Source organism: Caulobacter sp. 17J80-11, assembly GCF_014349105.1.
In the GTDB taxonomy this organism is placed as follows: Bacteria; Pseudomonadota; Alphaproteobacteria; order Caulobacterales; family Caulobacteraceae; genus 17J80-11.
The window spans coordinates 75,004-89,531 of record NZ_JACSJI010000007.1; the positions used below are offsets into that span (position 1 = coordinate 75,004).

A 14,528-nucleotide genomic window follows, 5' to 3' on the forward strand; every position below is an offset into this window, starting at 1 on the left:
TTCGGGCCCACCAGGAGACGGCGATGCACACCCCACGATGGGGACGCGCGACGCGGGCGATGGCGGCGGTCTCCGTCGTGCTGACGGTGTCGGCCTGCGCGACGACGCCGTTGCCGAAGGGGCTGCCCGGCGGCGCACACGAAACGGACCTGACCGAGATGGCCGGCGCGGCCACCCAGCCGCTGCAGGACTTCAACATCCAGAAAGTCGAGGTCCCCAAGGTCCTGCTCGACGCGCGGGCCGACACCTACCGGGCGCCGCCGCTCGACTGCGAAGGCCTGACGAAGGAGATCGAAGCGCTGGACGCCGCCCTCGGCGCCGACCTCGACGTCGAACCGGCCAAGGGCGACGAGAACCCGACTATGGAAATCGTCGAAGGCGCGGTTCGCGGCCTGTCCACCGGTTGGATCCCGTTCCGCGGCGCCATTCGCCAGGTGACCGGCGCCTCCGCCCACGCCGCCAAGGTGGAGCAGGCGGTCGTCGCCGGGGCGGTGCGCCGGGGCTACCTGAAGGGCGTCGGCGAGAAGGCCGGCTGCAAGCCGCCCGCCGCACCGACGCGGGCCGTCCCCATAGCGCCGTCGCACTAGGGTGGTTCTAGGCGGCGTGCTCGAGCGCGCGCGCCAGATCGGCGGCCTGGAACGGCTTGTTCAGGGTCTCGACGTTCCGGTAGCCCTCGCTCAGGCCCTGGATTCCGTAGCCGGTGGCGAAGATGAAGGGGACGTGGCGTTCGCGCAGCACGTCAGCGACGGGGAAGGACTTGCCTTCGCCCAGGTTCACGTCGAGGACGGCGGCGTCGATCGGCTCGGTGCGCGCCATCTCCAGCGCCTGGTCCAGCCGCATGGCCGGCCCGACCGGCTCGTGGCCGAGGTCCTCCAGCATGTCGGCGACCATCATGGCCACCAGCATCTCGTCCTCGACAACGAGCACCCGCAGCGGCGTCTCCTCCGTCATGGCGGCGACAGGCGCGCCAGAGGCGCGTCGATGGCGCAGACCAGCCCCTCGGGGCGATACTCGAAGCGCACGTCCGCCTCCAATTCTCCGGCGAGTCCCTGTTCGATCAATCGCGTGCCGAAGCCCTTGCGCCCCGGCGGCGTCACCGGCGGGCCGCCGGCCTCGCGCCAGACCAGATGTAGGCGCCCGTGCTCGACCCACCAGCGGATCTCGACCGAGCCGTCGCTGCTCAACGCGCCGTACTTGGCCGCATTCGCCCCCAGCTCGTAAGCCGCCATCGAGATCGCCAGGGCCGCCTTCGGCGTCAGGCGCACGCGCGGCCCCTCCAGGCGCACCCGGTGCTGCGCCGCTTCGCGATAAGGCAGAACGGCTTCGGCGATCACCTCGGCCAGGTCCGCGCTCTCCCAGTTACGCCGGGTGAGCACGTCGTGGGCGCGGGCCAGGGCTTGGATGCGCACGATGAAGCGCTGGCGCGCCTGTTCGGGATCGGCGTCGGCCTTGAGCGTCTGCTGGGCGATGGCCTGAACGGTGGCGAGCGAGTTCTTCACGCGATGGTTCAGTTCGTTGACCAAAAGCTCGCGGTGTAACTCCGAGCGCTTGTATTCGGTCACGTCGCGGACCACGCCGATCATGCGCACCGCGCGGCCGTCTTCAAACAGGACCTGGCCTTCCTCGGCCGCCCAGCGCTCCTCGCCCCCGCTCGGCCCGGGATTGAGTCGGAATTCGGTCGCATAGGCCCCGGTCCCGGCCGGGTCGAGCGCCGCGTGCACCTCCGCGTCGACCCGTTCGCGGTCGGCTGGATGCACCAGGGCCACAAACCCGGCGTAGTCGACGACCGTACCGGGAGACACACCGTATAGCGCCTGGCAGCGGTCGTCCCAGACGACCTTGCCGGTGAGCGGGTCGTAATCCCAGGCCCCGATGTCGGCCGCCTCCAGGGCCAGAGTGCGGAACGCTTCGCTTTCACGTAGCGCCGCTTCGGCTCGCCGTTGCTCGGTGACGTCGCGAAACCACGCGCCGACGCCTTCCGGGGTCGGGAACAGGCGCGTCTGGATCAGGTGGTCCGGGCGCGTCACCGAGGGCGCTTCATAGTTGGCTGCGGTGCGGTTGCGCATGACCTCTCGGAGATTGCTCGCCAGCTGGGAGCCCGCCATGGCGGGGAAAGCGTCCCAGAGCAGCGCGCCCACCAGGGCCTCCTCGGGCATGGCGGTGTAACGGGCCGTCAGCGAGTTGATCAGCGTCACCCGCCAGTTGCGATCCACGGCGAAGAACCCGTCGCCGACGCCTTCGATCACGTCGCGCAGGCGGCCTCGCTCGGTCTCGGTCTCGGCCTTCTCCCGCGCCAGGTCGGCGACGGCGACGTCCTTGTCGATCACCGCCTGCCGGAAGACTGCGAGGGCGCGCGCCATCTCGCCGATGTCGCCGCCGCTCTCGACGTGCGGAACCGGCGCGGCGGTGCCGCCCGCCGCCAGGGCGCGCATACGGTCGGTGATGTCGATGAGCGGCGCGCTGATCCGCCGGCCCCACCACGCTCCCAGCAACGACATGGCCACGGCCGTCAGGGCCAACAGCAGCAGGACCTTCTCGCGGATGTCCCGCACGCCGGCGAAGGCGTCGGCCGCCGGTTCGCGGGTGACCACGACCCAGCCCAGCCCCGGAAAGCCGGGCTGGGCGGGGGCAGGGGCCGCGGCCACGGCCTCGCCGTGCAGCACGCCGGCGATCGCGGGAACGCCGTACGCGCGTCGCGCCAGCAGGTCGAGCAGCCAGGCCGGCCGGGGATCGGGGGCGTCGGGCCGCGAGTCGAAGATCAGCTCGCCCCCGGGACCGAAGATCTGGAACCGGCGATCCGAGCGGGCGATCTGCTGGCGCTGGGCGATCATCTGGCGCGCGGTCGCCCCCACCCGGTGGAAGTCGAACAGATTGACCAGAACGCCCAGCACGCGGCCGTCGGCGGCCCGCACCGGCGCGGCGATCGGCAGGACGTGACCGTCGTCGTCGTAGATCTCGCCTACGTAATCCGACTTCATCGGAGCCCCGACGACGGCCGGGGGCGCGCGGCCGAACGATCCGTTGAGGCCGCTCGCGGCGGCCAGCCAGGGTTCGACCGACAGGTCGCGGTCATACAGCCAAGCGGTGTCCAGCGGCCGTCCGTTCGGGTCGCGGCTGTTGACGGCCAGCACCTCGCCGGAGGGCGAAACCAGCATGATCAGGCGATAGGCGTCGTAGAGATCGACGTAATCGTTCATCGCGCCGACCAGAGGGCCCGTTCCGGGGGTGCGCCAGGCGGACGGTTCGCGCGTGTGCGGGTTCAGGACGAAGGCGCGGGTGTCGGCGATACGCTCGAACAGGCCGCGGTTCAGCACGGCGCCCATCTCGAGCGCCAGTTGTTCGTGCTCCTTCAGAATGTCGCGTTCCAGCCGGGGTTCGAGCACCAGCAGGTAGACCCCCAGGGTCGCCACCAGCGGCGCGAGGCCGGCCGTCAGCAGGGCCGCCGCGACAGTCGCTCTCAGGCTGAGCGGTCGAAACGGCCACTTCATCCGGGGCCCCGCTGGCGGGACGCGCGCGCCCGCTCAGGAGTGAAAATCCGTCGTTCCGCTCAGAGGTTCCGCCCCGGCTATGGGGACCTGTTCCGCATCGGGGCGGGAGATTTTCAGCCCACGCGCCGCTGGACCCGAGCCGGCGCTGGGCGCAGAAGCCCGGGGCCGGCGGACGCGCGTTCCCGCTCCGCCGCCGCGTCACGGAAAGGAGATCCCATGCTCCGTCGTTCGCTCGCCGCCGCCGCTTTGATCACCGCTCTCGCCGGGGCTGCGCCGGCCCTGGCAGACACCAGCGTGTTGTTCGGCAACACCTTGCAAGTCACCCACGCCGGCAAGACCGGCAAGGTCTATGTGGACCAGGGCGGGACCTACACCCAGGTGAAGGCCGACGGCTCGAAGGTGTCGGGCACCTGGACGGACACCGGCGGGAAATTTTGCCTCACCCAGACCGCGCCCCAGCCGGTGGCGGCGCGCTGCATGCCCGCCATCACTCAGAACGTCGGCGACACCTGGACCGCGGGCCCGGGCGGGGCGATGACCCTGAGCATCGTGAAGGGGCGCTAGGTCGTGACCTGCCGGGCCACGATCACGTCGATGTCGACGCCGTCGGGCAGGGCGCCGTAGCTGCGCCCGCCCAGCCCCGCCAGCCGTGACGCGCAGAAGGCGTCGGCGACCGCCGCCGGCGCGTGGCGAACCAGCAGGGCCCCCTGCAGCAGCAGGGCCATGCGCTCGGTCAGGCGCCGGCCGCGGCCTTCTGACAGCGGCGCGGCCAGTTGGTCGGTCAGCTCGCGGGCGGCGGCGTCGAAGCGGGCGTCCTGGCCCTCGGCCTTCCTGATCTCCGCAACGTAGGCCTCCAGCGCCGCCGGCTCGCGCTGCAGGGTGCGCAGCACGTCCAGAGCGATGACGTTGCCGGAGCCCTCCCAGATGCCGTTCAGCGGCGCCTCGCGATAGAGCCGGGGCAGGGGGCTCTCCTCCACGTAGCCGGCGCCGCCGTGGCACTCCATGCACTCGTAGACGAAGTCGGGATTGCGCTTGGTCAGGCCGTACTTGCCCAGCGCCACCGCCAGCCGGGCGAAGGCGCGCTCATGCTCGGTCGTTCCGTCGAAAGCCGAGGCGACGCGCATGGTCAGGGCCACGGCCGCTTCGTACTCGACCGCCAGGTCGGCGATCACCGCGCGCATGGCCGGCTGGTCGATCAGGGTCTTCTGGAAGGCCCGCCTATGGCCGACATGCCAGGCGGCCTGGGCCAGCGCCATGCGCATGATCCCGAGCGTCCCGGCCATGGTGTCCAGCCGCGTGTGGTGGACCATGTCCAGGATCACCTGCACGCCGCGGCCTTCCTCGCCCAGCAGCCAGGCGAAGGCGTCGTGGTACTCGATCTCGCTGGACGCGTTGGACTTGTTTCCCAGCTTGTCCTTCAGCCGCATGACCTGGACGGAGTTGCGCTCGCCGTCCGGCGTGATGCGCGGGACCAGGAAGCAGCACAGGCCTGCGTCGGTGTAGGCCAGGGTCAGGAAGCCGTCGCTCATCGGCGCCGAGCAGAACCACTTGTGGCCGACCAGGCGGTAGGCTTCGCCCGGACCGCCGGCGCTTAGGGGGTAGGCGCGGGTGGTGTTGGCCCGCACGTCGCTGCCGCCCTGCTTCTCGGTCATGGCCATGCCGACGGTAATCCCGGACTTTTCAGCGACCGGCTTCAGCGGCGCGTCGTAGGTCCCGCCGAGGATCTTGTCGGCCCAGGCCTGGCCGACGCCCGGCTGGCGGCGCAGCGCCGGGACCGACGCGTAGGTCATGCTGATCGGGCACATGGTGCCGGCCTCGGCCTGGGTGTGCAGGGCCAGCAGGGCGGCATGGGCGACATGGCCGCCCGGCCGGCCCGCCGTCCAGGCGATGTCGTGGATCCGGTGCTCGGTCGCGAGCGCCATCAGCGAATGGTAGGCCGGATGGAAACGCACCTCGTCGACGCGCCGGCCGTAGCGGTCGAAGCTGACCAGCTCGGGCGGATAGCGGTTGGCCTGCTCGCCCCAGTCCAGCACCTGCTCGGAGCCGACCACGGCCCCGAAGGCCGACAGCGGCGCCTCGACCCAGTCGCCGGCTTCCCGCACGGCCGCGTCCCGCAGCGCCGCGTCGGTCGCATAGAGGTTGCGGCCGGCGAACTCGGGCGGCTGGTTGAAGACCTCGTGGGTCTCGAGGTGCGTCCTTGGGGCGAAGCGGGACATCGGGAGGCTCCGGTCGAGGCCGCGAGCTTGGTCGTCCCGGCGACCGCTGTCAGCCCCCTTCGTGAACAGAGTTAACCGTCAGCCGCCCTGATCCAGGGTGACGAAGAGCTCGTTCTCCAGCAGCCATTGGCCCAGCACCTTGCGCCAGGTGGCGAGATAGGTCCCGGACTGCTGCTGGTCCTTCCAGGTCCCGACCCAGCGGCCGCTTTCGGCGGCGCGGGCGCCCTCGTCGTCGAGGGTCACGGTCTCGGGCGTGCGAAGGTAGGCGACGAAGGTCGGATCGCGGAACTGGGCGTCGAAGGCGGCGACCACTTCGTCAGCGCCCAGGATCAGTGAGCCGTCGCCGGCGATCAGCTTCATGTCCGGTGCGAAGAACGGGCGCAGGCGCGCGGCCTCGTGGGCGGCGATCAGCTTGTTGGTCAGCTTGCGGCGGGCGCGGATCGCGTCTTCGGGGGCGGTCATGCGGGTGCGATAGCGGGCACGGACGCGCGCCTCAACCGTTCACGCGTAAAGACGCGAGAGACGGCCATGACCGGCAAGGGCAGACGCGATTTTCAGGGCAAGGAGCGCATCGACCTGCGCGACCGGCACGAGGTCGAGTACTGGGCCAAGCGCTGGCACGTCAGCCGCGAACAGCTGACCGCGGCGGCCCACAAGAGCGGGACCAATGTCCGCGACGTGGCGGCCGAACTGGGAAAGGACCTCAGGTCCTAGCGACGATCCCGCCGGAATTTGGCCGCGTCGGCGGCCAGCGAGCCGCCCCACAGGTCGGCGGCGCCCGGCTTTTCAGGCTCGAACGGCAGTTGCCCGGCCACGCCGCGCACGGCCAGCCAGAGCTGCAGGTTGAAGTGACCGAACATCCGAAGCGGCCGGCGCTTGGCGTCTGTGACGTCCCAGCCGGCCGCTTCGAAGGCTTCGATCTGATCGCGCACCGGCAGCCGGTCCACCCCGTCCCAGTCGGCCGGCTTCAGGTCGGCCGCCTGGTCGGCGGTGATCCCGAAGACAGCCGTGGAGCAGGCGTCGATCTCCGGAAACTCCTCGCGCGCTTCAGGCTCCGCATAGCGGGGCTTCATCAACGCCTTGGTTTCCAGGTCGGCGACGCCGGGCAGGTCGATCAGCCGGCGCAAGCGCTCACTCCTCGGGCGGGCGCAGGTTGATCGCCGAGGCGCGGCCGTCACGGCCGGTCTCGAGGTCATAGCTGATGCGGTCGCCTTCCATGGGGTCGCCGTGGCCCGCGCGCTCGACGGCGCTGACATGGACGAACACGTCCTTGCCGCCGTCGTCCGGCTGAATAAAGCCGAACCCCTTGGTGGGGTTGTACCACTTGACCACGCCCGTCGCCATTTCAGCATCCTCTTCCGCGGCTCACGGCCGCTTTCGCTCCGGTGTTTGCCGCGCTCTCTCCAAGGAATCCAGCGCGATTAACGCATACCGGCGTTCGCGGACGGTTTTCCGTCACAAATCGGCCACGACGTCGAGGTCCCGCGCCCTCAGCCAGGCGTGGGTCGGATTACGGTCGTGGCGCCTGCGCCAGTACATTATTATCTCCGGAACCGGCACGGAAACCGGCGGCAAATAACCCGACAGACCGAGCTGAACGGCCACCGCAAGGGCGACCTGGCGCGGCGCGCAGGCGATCAGCCCGCCGCGCTTAGCGCCTCGGCTGGCACGCGTTCGAAAAGCCGCGGCAGAACCAGGGTCGAGAAGAAGTCCGCGCCCATCAGGGTGTAGGTGCGGGTGCTGGCGGCCCCGTCGAACCGACCGGGCGCGCCCATGTGAAACGCGTGCGAGGAGGGCGCCGCAGCGTCACCTTCGCACCTGCAAAAATGACGCGTGACCGGCGCCGAAAACCGCGCTTAACCTGAGCGGGTCATCCTCTCCTTTTCGGCCCCGGTCCACCGCCATGTCCTCGTCCCGCGAGTTCCACTCGATCCGCCGCCTGCCGCCCTACGTGTTCGAGGAAGTGAACCGTCTGAAGGCACGCCTGCGGGCCGAGGGCGCAGACGTGATCGACTTCGGCATGGGTAATCCGGACATGCCGACGCCCAAGCACATCGTCGACAAGCTGGTGGAGGCGGCCCAGAACCCGGCCGCCCACGGCTACTCGACCTCGAAGGGCATTCCCGGCCTGCGCCGCGCCGTGGCCGGCTATTACGACCGCCGCTACGACGTGAAGCTGAACCCGGACACCGAGGTCGTGGTGACCCTCGGCTCCAAGGAAGGGTTCGCCAACCTGGCTCAGGCCATCACCGCGCCCGGCGACGTGGTGATCTGTCCCAACCCGGCCTATCCGATCCACACCTTCGGCTTCCTGATGGCCGGCGGCGTGGTGCGCCACGTGCCGGCCCTGTCGCCGGAGGACTACCTGTCCGGCATCAGCCGCGCCGTGCGCCACAGCGTGCCCGCGCCCTCGGTGCTGATCGTCAGCTATCCGTCCAACCCGACCGCCCAGACCGTCGACCTCGACTTCTACAGGGAGGTCATCCGGCTGGCCGAGAAGCACGACCTGCTGGTGCTGTCGGACGTCGCCTATTCGGAGATCTACTTCGAGAACAACCCGCCGCCGTCGATCCTGCAGGTCGAGGGCGCCAAGAAGCGGGCGGTGGAGATCAACTCCATGTCCAAGACCTACGCCATGGCCGGCTGGCGCATGGGCATGGTCGTAGGCAATCCGGAGCTGTGCGCGGCGCTGGCGCGCGTGAAGTCCTATCTCGACTATGGCGCCTTCACGCCCATTCAGGTCGCCGCGAGCGCGGCGCTGAACGGGCCCCAGGACTGCGTGGCCGAGATCCGCAACACCTACAAGTCGCGCCGCGACGTGCTGGTCGAGAGCCTGGGCCGGGCCGGCTGGACCATCCCCGCGCCGCCGGCCTCCATGTTCGCCTGGGCCCCCATGCCCGAGAAGTTCCGCGACATGGGCTCGATCGAGTTCGCCAAGCTCTTGATGGAAGAGGCCCACGTCGCCGTGGCGCCCGGCGTCGGCTTCGGCGAATACGGCGAGGGCTATGTCCGCATCGGCCTGGTCGAGAACGAACAGCGCATCCGCCAGGCCGCCCGCAACATCAAGAAGCTGCTCAACGGCGACGCCAAGGGCGTGAAGGCGGCCTGAGCGGCGCTTAGCTGGTACGGGCCGGCGCGGCGCAGGCGATCTGCCGCGCCGAGTCGGTCAGGGTGCCGGCTTCGACGGTGCGCGCCGATTTCATGACGTCGAGAAGGTCCGCCTGGAGGAGCTCGCCCGAAAGGCCGTAATAGTCCGATGTTTCGATTCCGTAGGCTTTCCCGGCGCAAGTAAAATAGAGCTTGTTCACTATGCTCTTGAATGGCCGGCCGTCCGGAAGCTTCCAGGGCGACGGGAGTTCGATACGGGCGACGATCGTAGCGACGCCGTCGTCCAGCTGGTGAGCTGACGCGGGCATAACGGAAACGGTGAAGCCGCCCTTGGGATCAATCCCGAGGACATGCCAATCGGCGGGTTTCAGGCCGCTGAGCGGGATGCTCGCCACCAACGGCGCGGGAAGCCCCGCGAGCTCGCAGATCGACGCGGTGACCCGCGCGGCGACGGTGCCCGGATCATTCGAGATCGGTCGCGGATCCTTCCGGCGATCTTCCTCGACCACGGCACCGTCTGCGGTTCGATAGACGAAGAGCTCCGTCGTGAAAGCGCCCGTGGCGCAGTCGTCGACCCTGAAGTGAATAGCGTCCACGTAAGCCCGGCTTTTCGGAGTCCGACCCGGCTCGTCGTTGGCGACCCTGATCTCGGAGCGCACGCGCATGCCGTCGCGCTTGAGTGACCTACGGTCGACGTGGACCCGGAAGCCGTCCTGATCGACGACCGACACCCAATCCCGGTTCGGCTCGCTCCCGGTTGGCTCGGCCTCGGCAGGCGCGCACCCGATCAAGCCGGTGACCACGAGGGCGAGCGCCGTCCCGGACGCCTGAAGCTCCGTCTTCATCGGCCTACCTCGCTGCGGTCTGTTCGCGCTTCGGCGCGGCGACGATCAGGAACACGCCGCTCTGCGCGCCGGCGACCACGGCCGCCGTGTCGCCGCGCGCGGACGACACCTTGGCGCGGCCGATCGCGGGCAGGCCCTCGATCACGCCGTTGATGTAGGCCGCCTTGAGCGCGAAGTTGACGTTCTGGACGATCTCGCGGTCGGCGCTCATCTCCTGCTTGCCGACGATCAGGCCGACGACCGAGCCGTCCGCGGCGATCACCGGGCCACCGCTGTTGCCGCTCTGGACCGGGATCGAGACCTGCAGGTAGCGATGGTCGTCGGCGCGGCCGGTCGCGACGTCGACCCCGGCCAGCGAGCTGACGTCGCCGGTCGTCATCTTGACCGCGCCCACGCCCAGTTCGTCCGCCAACGGATAACCCAGGGTGAGGACCCGCGCGCCCAGGGCGGGCGCGGAGGCGCTGACCCGCAGCGCTGCGTGGCGGGAGGTGTCGAACAGCGGCTTCAGGACGGCGACGTCGTTGGCCGGGTCGTTGCGGACCACCTGGGCCGCGCCGAGCCGGCGGCCTTCCTGGAACACCTCGACCTCAGTCAGCTCGCCCACGACGTGGCTGGCGGTGACGATATAGCCCTGGCCGGCCAGCCAGCCGGTCCCGGTGTGCGTGGCGCCCGGCGCGCTGCAGGCGGCTTTGGCGACCTCGGCCACCCCGGAGTCGCCGACCGGGCGCACCGGCGCGGTCTCCAGAGGGTGACGGTCCGCCGCCACCAGAAGGCCGGAGCTGTTGTAGTAATCGGACGAGAGCACGACGTAGGTCTTCTCGTCGCACACGAAGATCGCCTGCTCGACGATGCGGCTGTACCCGCGCCCGTCCTCCAGCTCCAGCGGCTTGGCGAAGTCGCCGCGCACGACGATGGCGGCGGTGGAGCCGTCCCGGTAGGCCGAGGGCGTGAGCACCGACAGGGTCGCGCCGCGGCCCTGGTCGGGCCCCAACGAGCGCCAATCGCCGGGCTCGACCTTGTCCAGACTGACGCTGGACTGCAGAGCCGTGGCCTGCGCGCCCAGCCGGCAAATGGTCGAAGCGACGAGCTCGCCCACGCTGCCCGGCGGGTGCGGTCCGAACTTCAGGGGACCTTCGGCGCGGTTCACCTCGACGTCCCGGCCGTCGTAGCGGGTGTAGAGGATGACTTCGGTCGCCATGGTGGCGGCGGTGCAGTCGTCGATCCGCGCGTGCAGCTGGTAGTCGTACTTCTGGTTGTTGACCGGCGACTTGTGGCGCTTGCGCGGGGTGTAGGTCATCCAGGAGTAGACCACGCCGCCGTGGCGCGCCATCGAGACCCGGTCGACCTGGATCTCCCCCTCGTCGTCGCTGAAGACGGTCACCCAATCGACGGGCTTCTCCTCGGCGCGCGCCGGCCCCGCGGTCGCCGTCGAGACGAGCGCGGCCACGGCGCCCAGCACCCCGGCCAGGCCACGGATCGCCCGCGGCGAAAGGTCGATCAGGACGCGCACCATCATCCCCCGGTCGTCGAGTTGTCGGCGTTTCGGAGACCGATGTTATCGAAATGTTCTCGTCAGCGCTACAGCCAAGCTTCGCGGCCGCGCCCCGGATTGGGGGCGGTCACGCCGGCGGCAGCGGGCGCGGCTTGCGCTCGGCGTCGATGGCCACGCAGGTGAACAGGCCTTGGGTGACCTTGACGCTGTCGGCCTCGTGACGGTGCCGGCGCCAGGCCTCGACCTCGATGCGGATCGAAGTGCGGCCGGTGGAGACGATGCGGGCGTAGAGGCTGACCTCGTCGCCGACGCTGACCGGCTCGTGGAACACCATGCCCTCGGCCGCCACGGTGACGATTCGGCCCCCGGCGCGGCGGGTGGCGACGCTGCCGGCCGCCAGGTCCATCTGCGACATCAGCCAGCCCCCGAAAATGTCCCCGGCCGGGTTGGTGTCGGCCGGCATGGCGATGGTGCGGATCACCGGCGTCGCGCCGTTCGGATCGATCGGCGTGGGCGGGCAGGGCGCGGCCGCCTTCTTCTTTTTCTTCCCGAACAACATGCGCCCCTCCTGTCACGCCGGCGGCGCGCAGCATAACGCCGGTCCGGCGGGGCGCCAGCCGGCTCGCCTGAACGTAGAGCCGCGCTGGCCGCTCTGCCGTTCCGCCGCTATCAGTTCAGCTCTGTCGCACCGCCCGGGAGACGCGCCCATGACCCTTCGCATCGTCCGCCTCGGCACGCCGCGCGCGCCCGACGAAGGCCTGCGGATCGGCACCGTGCGCCGCCCGCCGCGCGGGGTGAAGAAGGAGAACTACGCCTCGGAGGACTGGTACGACGTCTGGTACCCGGACCTGTCGCCCAGCGCCGAGCTGATGGCCAGGGGCAAGGACGCCCGGACCGACAAGGACTGGGACGGCTTCGTGCGCGCCTTCCGCTCTGAGATGGCCGAGCCGCACGCCGCGCGCTCGCTGGATCTGCTCGCGGCGCTTTCGCACACCGCGAACGCCTCGGTCGGCTGCTACTGCGACGACGAGACCCGCTGCCACCGTTCGGTGCTGCGCCAGCTGTTGAGGGACCGGGGCGCCCGCATCGCCAGTTGATCCGGAACGGCGGCGTTCGGGCCTCGGTTTACTTTGCTCCGTCCACGGCGTAGTCAGCCGCGCCCCACGGCGTGCGCCGTCGGTGCTTCGTCGGTCCAGTGCGGGGTCCCATGCTGAAGCTGTTCAGCGCGCTCATGCCCAAGGAAGAGCGCTTCTTCGATCTGTTCAATCGTCACGGCCAGACCCTGGTCGCCGGGGCCGAAGCCCTGCGCGCCATGATGGAGCCCGGCGCAGACGTGCAGGAGCAGAGCCGCAAGGTCGCTCAGCACGAGCACGAGGCCGACCTGGTCGCCGCCGAGGTGATGACGGCCGTGCACCGCACCTTCATCACCCCGTTCGACCGCATCGACATCCAGGAGCTGACCAGCTCGCTCGACGACGCGATCGACCAGATGCACAAGACCTCCAAGGCGGTCACGCTCTACGACGTGGCCAAGTTCGAGCCGGCCATGCTGGAGATGGCCGACACCGTCGTGCAGGCCGCCAAGCTGACGCTGGAAGCGCTGCCGCTGCTGAACAAGATGGGCCCGAACGTCGGCCGCCTGAACGCCCTGACCGCCGAGATCGTGCGCGTCGAGGAGAAGTCGGACGAGCTGTTCGACCAGGGCATGAAGGCCCTGTTCCAGACCTACGGCGAGGCCTCGCCGATGAAGTTCATCGTCGGCGCCGAGATCTACGACCACCTCGAAAAGGTGGTCGACCGGTTCGAGGACGTCGCCAACCGCATCAGCGGCATCGTCATCGAGCACATGTGAGCCGACGACCGTGGACGCCGGGCTCATCCTCGCCATCATCCTCATCGGCATCGCGCTGCTGTTCGATTTCCTGAACGGCCTGCACGACGCCGCCAACTCGATCGCCACCGTGGTCTCCACCCGCGTGCTGTCGCCGCGCGTGGCGGTGCTGTGGGCGGCGTTCTTCAACTTCATCGCCTTCCTGTTCTTCGGCCTCCACGTCGCCTCCACGGTCGGCAAGGGCATCATCAACGCCGACATCATCACCGATCAGGTGATCTTCGGGGCGCTGATGGGCGCGATCTCGTGGAACGTGATCACCTGGATCGGCGGGATCCCGTCGTCGAGCTCGCACGCCCTGATCGGCGGCCTGCTGGGCGCGGGGATTTCCAAGGCCGGGTTCGAAGCCGTGGTCATGCAGGGCGTGGTCAAGACCGCCTCCGCCATCGTGCTGTCGCCGACCATCGGCTTCCTGCTGGCCCTCGTCCTGGTGCTGATCGTCTCGTGGACCTTCCTGAAGTCGACGCCGGCCTTCGCCGACGGCTTCTTCCGCAAGGCGCAGCTGGTTTCGGCGGCCGCCTATTCGCTCGGTCACGGCGGCAACGACGCCCAGAAGACCATGGGCATCATCACTGTCCTGCTGTTCGCCCACGGCATGATTCCCGAGTTCAACGGGCCCGAGGACGTGCCGCTGTGGGTGGTCCTGACCTGTCAGGCGGCCATGGGCCTGGGCACCATGTTCGGCGGCTGGAAGATCGTCCACACCATGGGCTCTAAGATCACCCGGCTGTCGCCGCAGCAGGGCTTCTGCGCGGAGACCGGGGGCGCCCTGACCCTGTTCCTGTTCACCAACCTCGGCGTTCCGGTCTCGACCACCCACACCATCACCGGCGCCATCGTCGGCGTGGGCGCCGCCCGGCGCATGTCGGCGGTGCGCTGGAACATCGCAGGGCGAATCGTCTGGGCCTGGATCATCACCATGCCGATGGCCGCTGTGATCGCCGCGGCCTTCTACTACCTCGCCGGCCTGTGGACCCACTGACCTCGTGACGACGCACCCCGCCCACGCCCCGAAAGTCGAGCACGGCCAGCCCGCGGCCCAGTACGCGGCGCTGCCCTGGCGCATCCTTGAGGGCGGGGTGGTCGAGGTGATGCTGGTCACCTCGCGCGAGACCAAGCGCTGGGTGGTGCCCAAAGGCTGGCCCATGGAGGACCATGAGCCCTGGGACGCCGCCGCCCGCGAGGCGCTGGAGGAGGCCGGGGTCGAGGGCGAGGTCGAGGCCTGGCCGCTGGGCTGCTACCGCTACGACAAGCGCCTGAAGCGCGGCAACACGCGCCTGTGCGAGGTGCAGCTGTACGCCCTGCGTGTCGAGCGCGAGCGCAAGAAGTGGCCTGAGAAGAGCCAGCGCACCCGCCAGTGGTTCAGCGTCGAGGCCGCCGCCGACGCCGTGCACGAGCCGGAACTGGCCGCCCTGATCCGCGCCTTCGGGGCCCGCGACTGAAGGCGCGTCGCGCAGGACTTCGCGATTGAGCGCGAAGCGGGCATAA

General features: G+C 69.7%; 18 protein-coding genes. 8 read left to right on the forward strand and 10 right to left on the reverse strand.

The window, feature by feature from the left end:
• The first annotated feature begins 23 nt into the window (after positions 1 to 23).
• A complete protein-coding gene (locus H8B08_RS09285) occupies positions 24 to 587 on the forward strand; it encodes a hypothetical protein (protein WP_187449910.1) in 564 nt (187 codons plus the stop codon).
• Between the two features lie 7 nt (positions 588 to 594).
• Here the strand turns inward: H8B08_RS09285 and H8B08_RS09290 are convergent, their stop codons facing one another.
• Together H8B08_RS09290 and H8B08_RS09295 are read right to left on the reverse strand one after the other, a co-directional pair.
• Entirely contained in the window at positions 595 to 951 is a 357-nt protein-coding gene (locus H8B08_RS09290) for a response regulator (protein WP_187449911.1), read from the reverse strand.
• Complete coding sequence (locus H8B08_RS09295) at positions 948 to 3,488, reverse strand: sensor histidine kinase (RefSeq protein WP_187449912.1); 2,541 nt, start codon at positions 3,486 to 3,488, stop codon at positions 948 to 950. The genes H8B08_RS09290 and H8B08_RS09295 overlap by 4 nt, the downstream gene beginning before the upstream one ends.
• 216 nt (positions 3,489 to 3,704) lie before the next feature.
• Here H8B08_RS09295 and H8B08_RS09300 point away from each other — a divergent pair, with 216 nt between their 5' ends.
• Complete coding sequence (locus H8B08_RS09300) at positions 3,705 to 4,052, forward strand: hypothetical protein (protein ID WP_187449913.1); 348 nt, start codon at positions 3,705 to 3,707, stop codon at positions 4,050 to 4,052.
• On the opposite strand, the gene H8B08_RS09305 is transcribed toward H8B08_RS09300, so the two are convergent.
• Together H8B08_RS09305 and H8B08_RS09310 are read right to left on the reverse strand one after the other, a co-directional pair.
• Entirely contained in the window at positions 4,049 to 5,704 is a 1,656-nt protein-coding gene (locus tag H8B08_RS09305) for an isovaleryl-CoA dehydrogenase (RefSeq protein ID WP_187449914.1), read from the reverse strand. The two genes, H8B08_RS09300 and H8B08_RS09305, sit on opposite strands and share 4 nt — an antisense overlap.
• 78 nt (positions 5,705 to 5,782) lie before the next feature.
• Complete coding sequence (locus H8B08_RS09310; protein WP_187449915.1) at positions 5,783 to 6,166, reverse strand: nuclear transport factor 2 family protein; 384 nt, start codon at positions 6,164 to 6,166, stop codon at positions 5,783 to 5,785.
• Between the two features lie 66 nt (positions 6,167 to 6,232).
• Here H8B08_RS09310 and H8B08_RS09315 point away from each other — a divergent pair, with 66 nt between their 5' ends.
• Complete coding sequence (locus tag H8B08_RS09315; RefSeq protein ID WP_187449916.1) at positions 6,233 to 6,418, forward strand: DUF3606 domain-containing protein; 186 nt, start codon at positions 6,233 to 6,235, stop codon at positions 6,416 to 6,418.
• Here the strand turns inward: H8B08_RS09315 and H8B08_RS09320 are convergent.
• The 3 genes from H8B08_RS09320 to H8B08_RS09330 all read right to left on the reverse strand — a co-directional run bounded on the left by H8B08_RS09320 (position 6,415) and on the right by H8B08_RS09330 (position 7,479).
• Positions 6,415 to 6,831 carry a hypothetical protein gene (locus H8B08_RS09320; protein WP_255500753.1) on the reverse strand — a complete coding sequence of 139 codons (417 nt, stop codon included), beginning with the start codon at positions 6,829 to 6,831 and terminating at the stop codon, positions 6,415 to 6,417. The two genes, H8B08_RS09315 and H8B08_RS09320, sit on opposite strands and share 4 nt — an antisense overlap.
• Positions 6,832 to 6,835: 4 nt before the next feature.
• Positions 6,836 to 7,048, reverse strand: a complete 213-nt coding sequence (locus tag H8B08_RS09325) for a cold-shock protein (RefSeq protein WP_187449917.1) — start codon at positions 7,046 to 7,048, stop codon at positions 6,836 to 6,838.
• A 293-nt stretch (positions 7,049 to 7,341) separates the two neighbouring features.
• Complete coding sequence (locus tag H8B08_RS09330) at positions 7,342 to 7,479, reverse strand: hypothetical protein (RefSeq protein WP_187449918.1); 138 nt, start codon at positions 7,477 to 7,479, stop codon at positions 7,342 to 7,344.
• A gap of 128 nt (positions 7,480 to 7,607) precedes the next feature.
• On the opposite strand from H8B08_RS09330, the gene H8B08_RS09335 reads away from it, so the two are divergent.
• Entirely contained in the window at positions 7,608 to 8,813 is a 1,206-nt protein-coding gene (locus H8B08_RS09335; RefSeq protein ID WP_187449919.1) for an LL-diaminopimelate aminotransferase, read from the forward strand.
• A gap of 7 nt (positions 8,814 to 8,820) precedes the next feature.
• Here H8B08_RS09335 and H8B08_RS09340 read toward each other — a convergent pair whose 3' ends face one another.
• The 3 genes from H8B08_RS09340 to H8B08_RS09350 all read right to left on the reverse strand — a co-directional run bounded on the left by H8B08_RS09340 (position 8,821) and on the right by H8B08_RS09350 (position 11,612).
• Positions 8,821 to 9,657 (reverse strand): surface-adhesin E family protein, encoded by an 837-nt coding sequence (locus tag H8B08_RS09340; RefSeq protein ID WP_187449920.1) that lies wholly within the window; start codon positions 9,655 to 9,657, stop codon positions 8,821 to 8,823.
• 4 nt (positions 9,658 to 9,661) lie between these two features.
• Positions 9,662 to 11,173, reverse strand: coding sequence for a serine protease (locus H8B08_RS09345; protein ID WP_187449921.1), 1,512 nt, complete (start codon positions 11,171 to 11,173; stop codon positions 9,662 to 9,664).
• A 103-nt stretch (positions 11,174 to 11,276) separates the two neighbouring features.
• On the reverse strand, positions 11,277 to 11,612 hold the full coding sequence (locus H8B08_RS09350; RefSeq protein ID WP_255500759.1) for an acyl-CoA thioesterase: 336 nt from the start codon (positions 11,610 to 11,612) through the stop codon (positions 11,277 to 11,279).
• A 244-nt stretch (positions 11,613 to 11,856) separates the two neighbouring features.
• On the opposite strand from H8B08_RS09350, the gene H8B08_RS09355 reads away from it, so the two are divergent.
• The 4 genes from H8B08_RS09355 to H8B08_RS09370 all read left to right on the forward strand — a co-directional run bounded on the left by H8B08_RS09355 (position 11,857) and on the right by H8B08_RS09370 (position 14,482).
• Entirely contained in the window at positions 11,857 to 12,246 is a 390-nt protein-coding gene (locus H8B08_RS09355) for a DUF488 domain-containing protein (RefSeq protein ID WP_187449923.1), read from the forward strand.
• 110 nt (positions 12,247 to 12,356) lie between these two features.
• A complete protein-coding gene (locus H8B08_RS09360) occupies positions 12,357 to 13,001 on the forward strand; it encodes a DUF47 domain-containing protein (RefSeq protein ID WP_187449924.1) in 645 nt (214 codons plus the stop codon).
• Positions 13,002 to 13,011: 10 nt separating this feature from the next.
• A complete protein-coding gene (locus H8B08_RS09365; RefSeq protein ID WP_187449925.1) occupies positions 13,012 to 14,022 on the forward strand; it encodes an inorganic phosphate transporter in 1,011 nt (336 codons plus the stop codon).
• A gap of 4 nt (positions 14,023 to 14,026) precedes the next feature.
• On the forward strand, positions 14,027 to 14,482 hold the full coding sequence (locus H8B08_RS09370) for an NUDIX hydrolase (protein WP_370545449.1): 456 nt from the start codon (positions 14,027 to 14,029) through the stop codon (positions 14,480 to 14,482).
• Positions 14,483 to 14,528 lie beyond the last annotated feature (46 nt).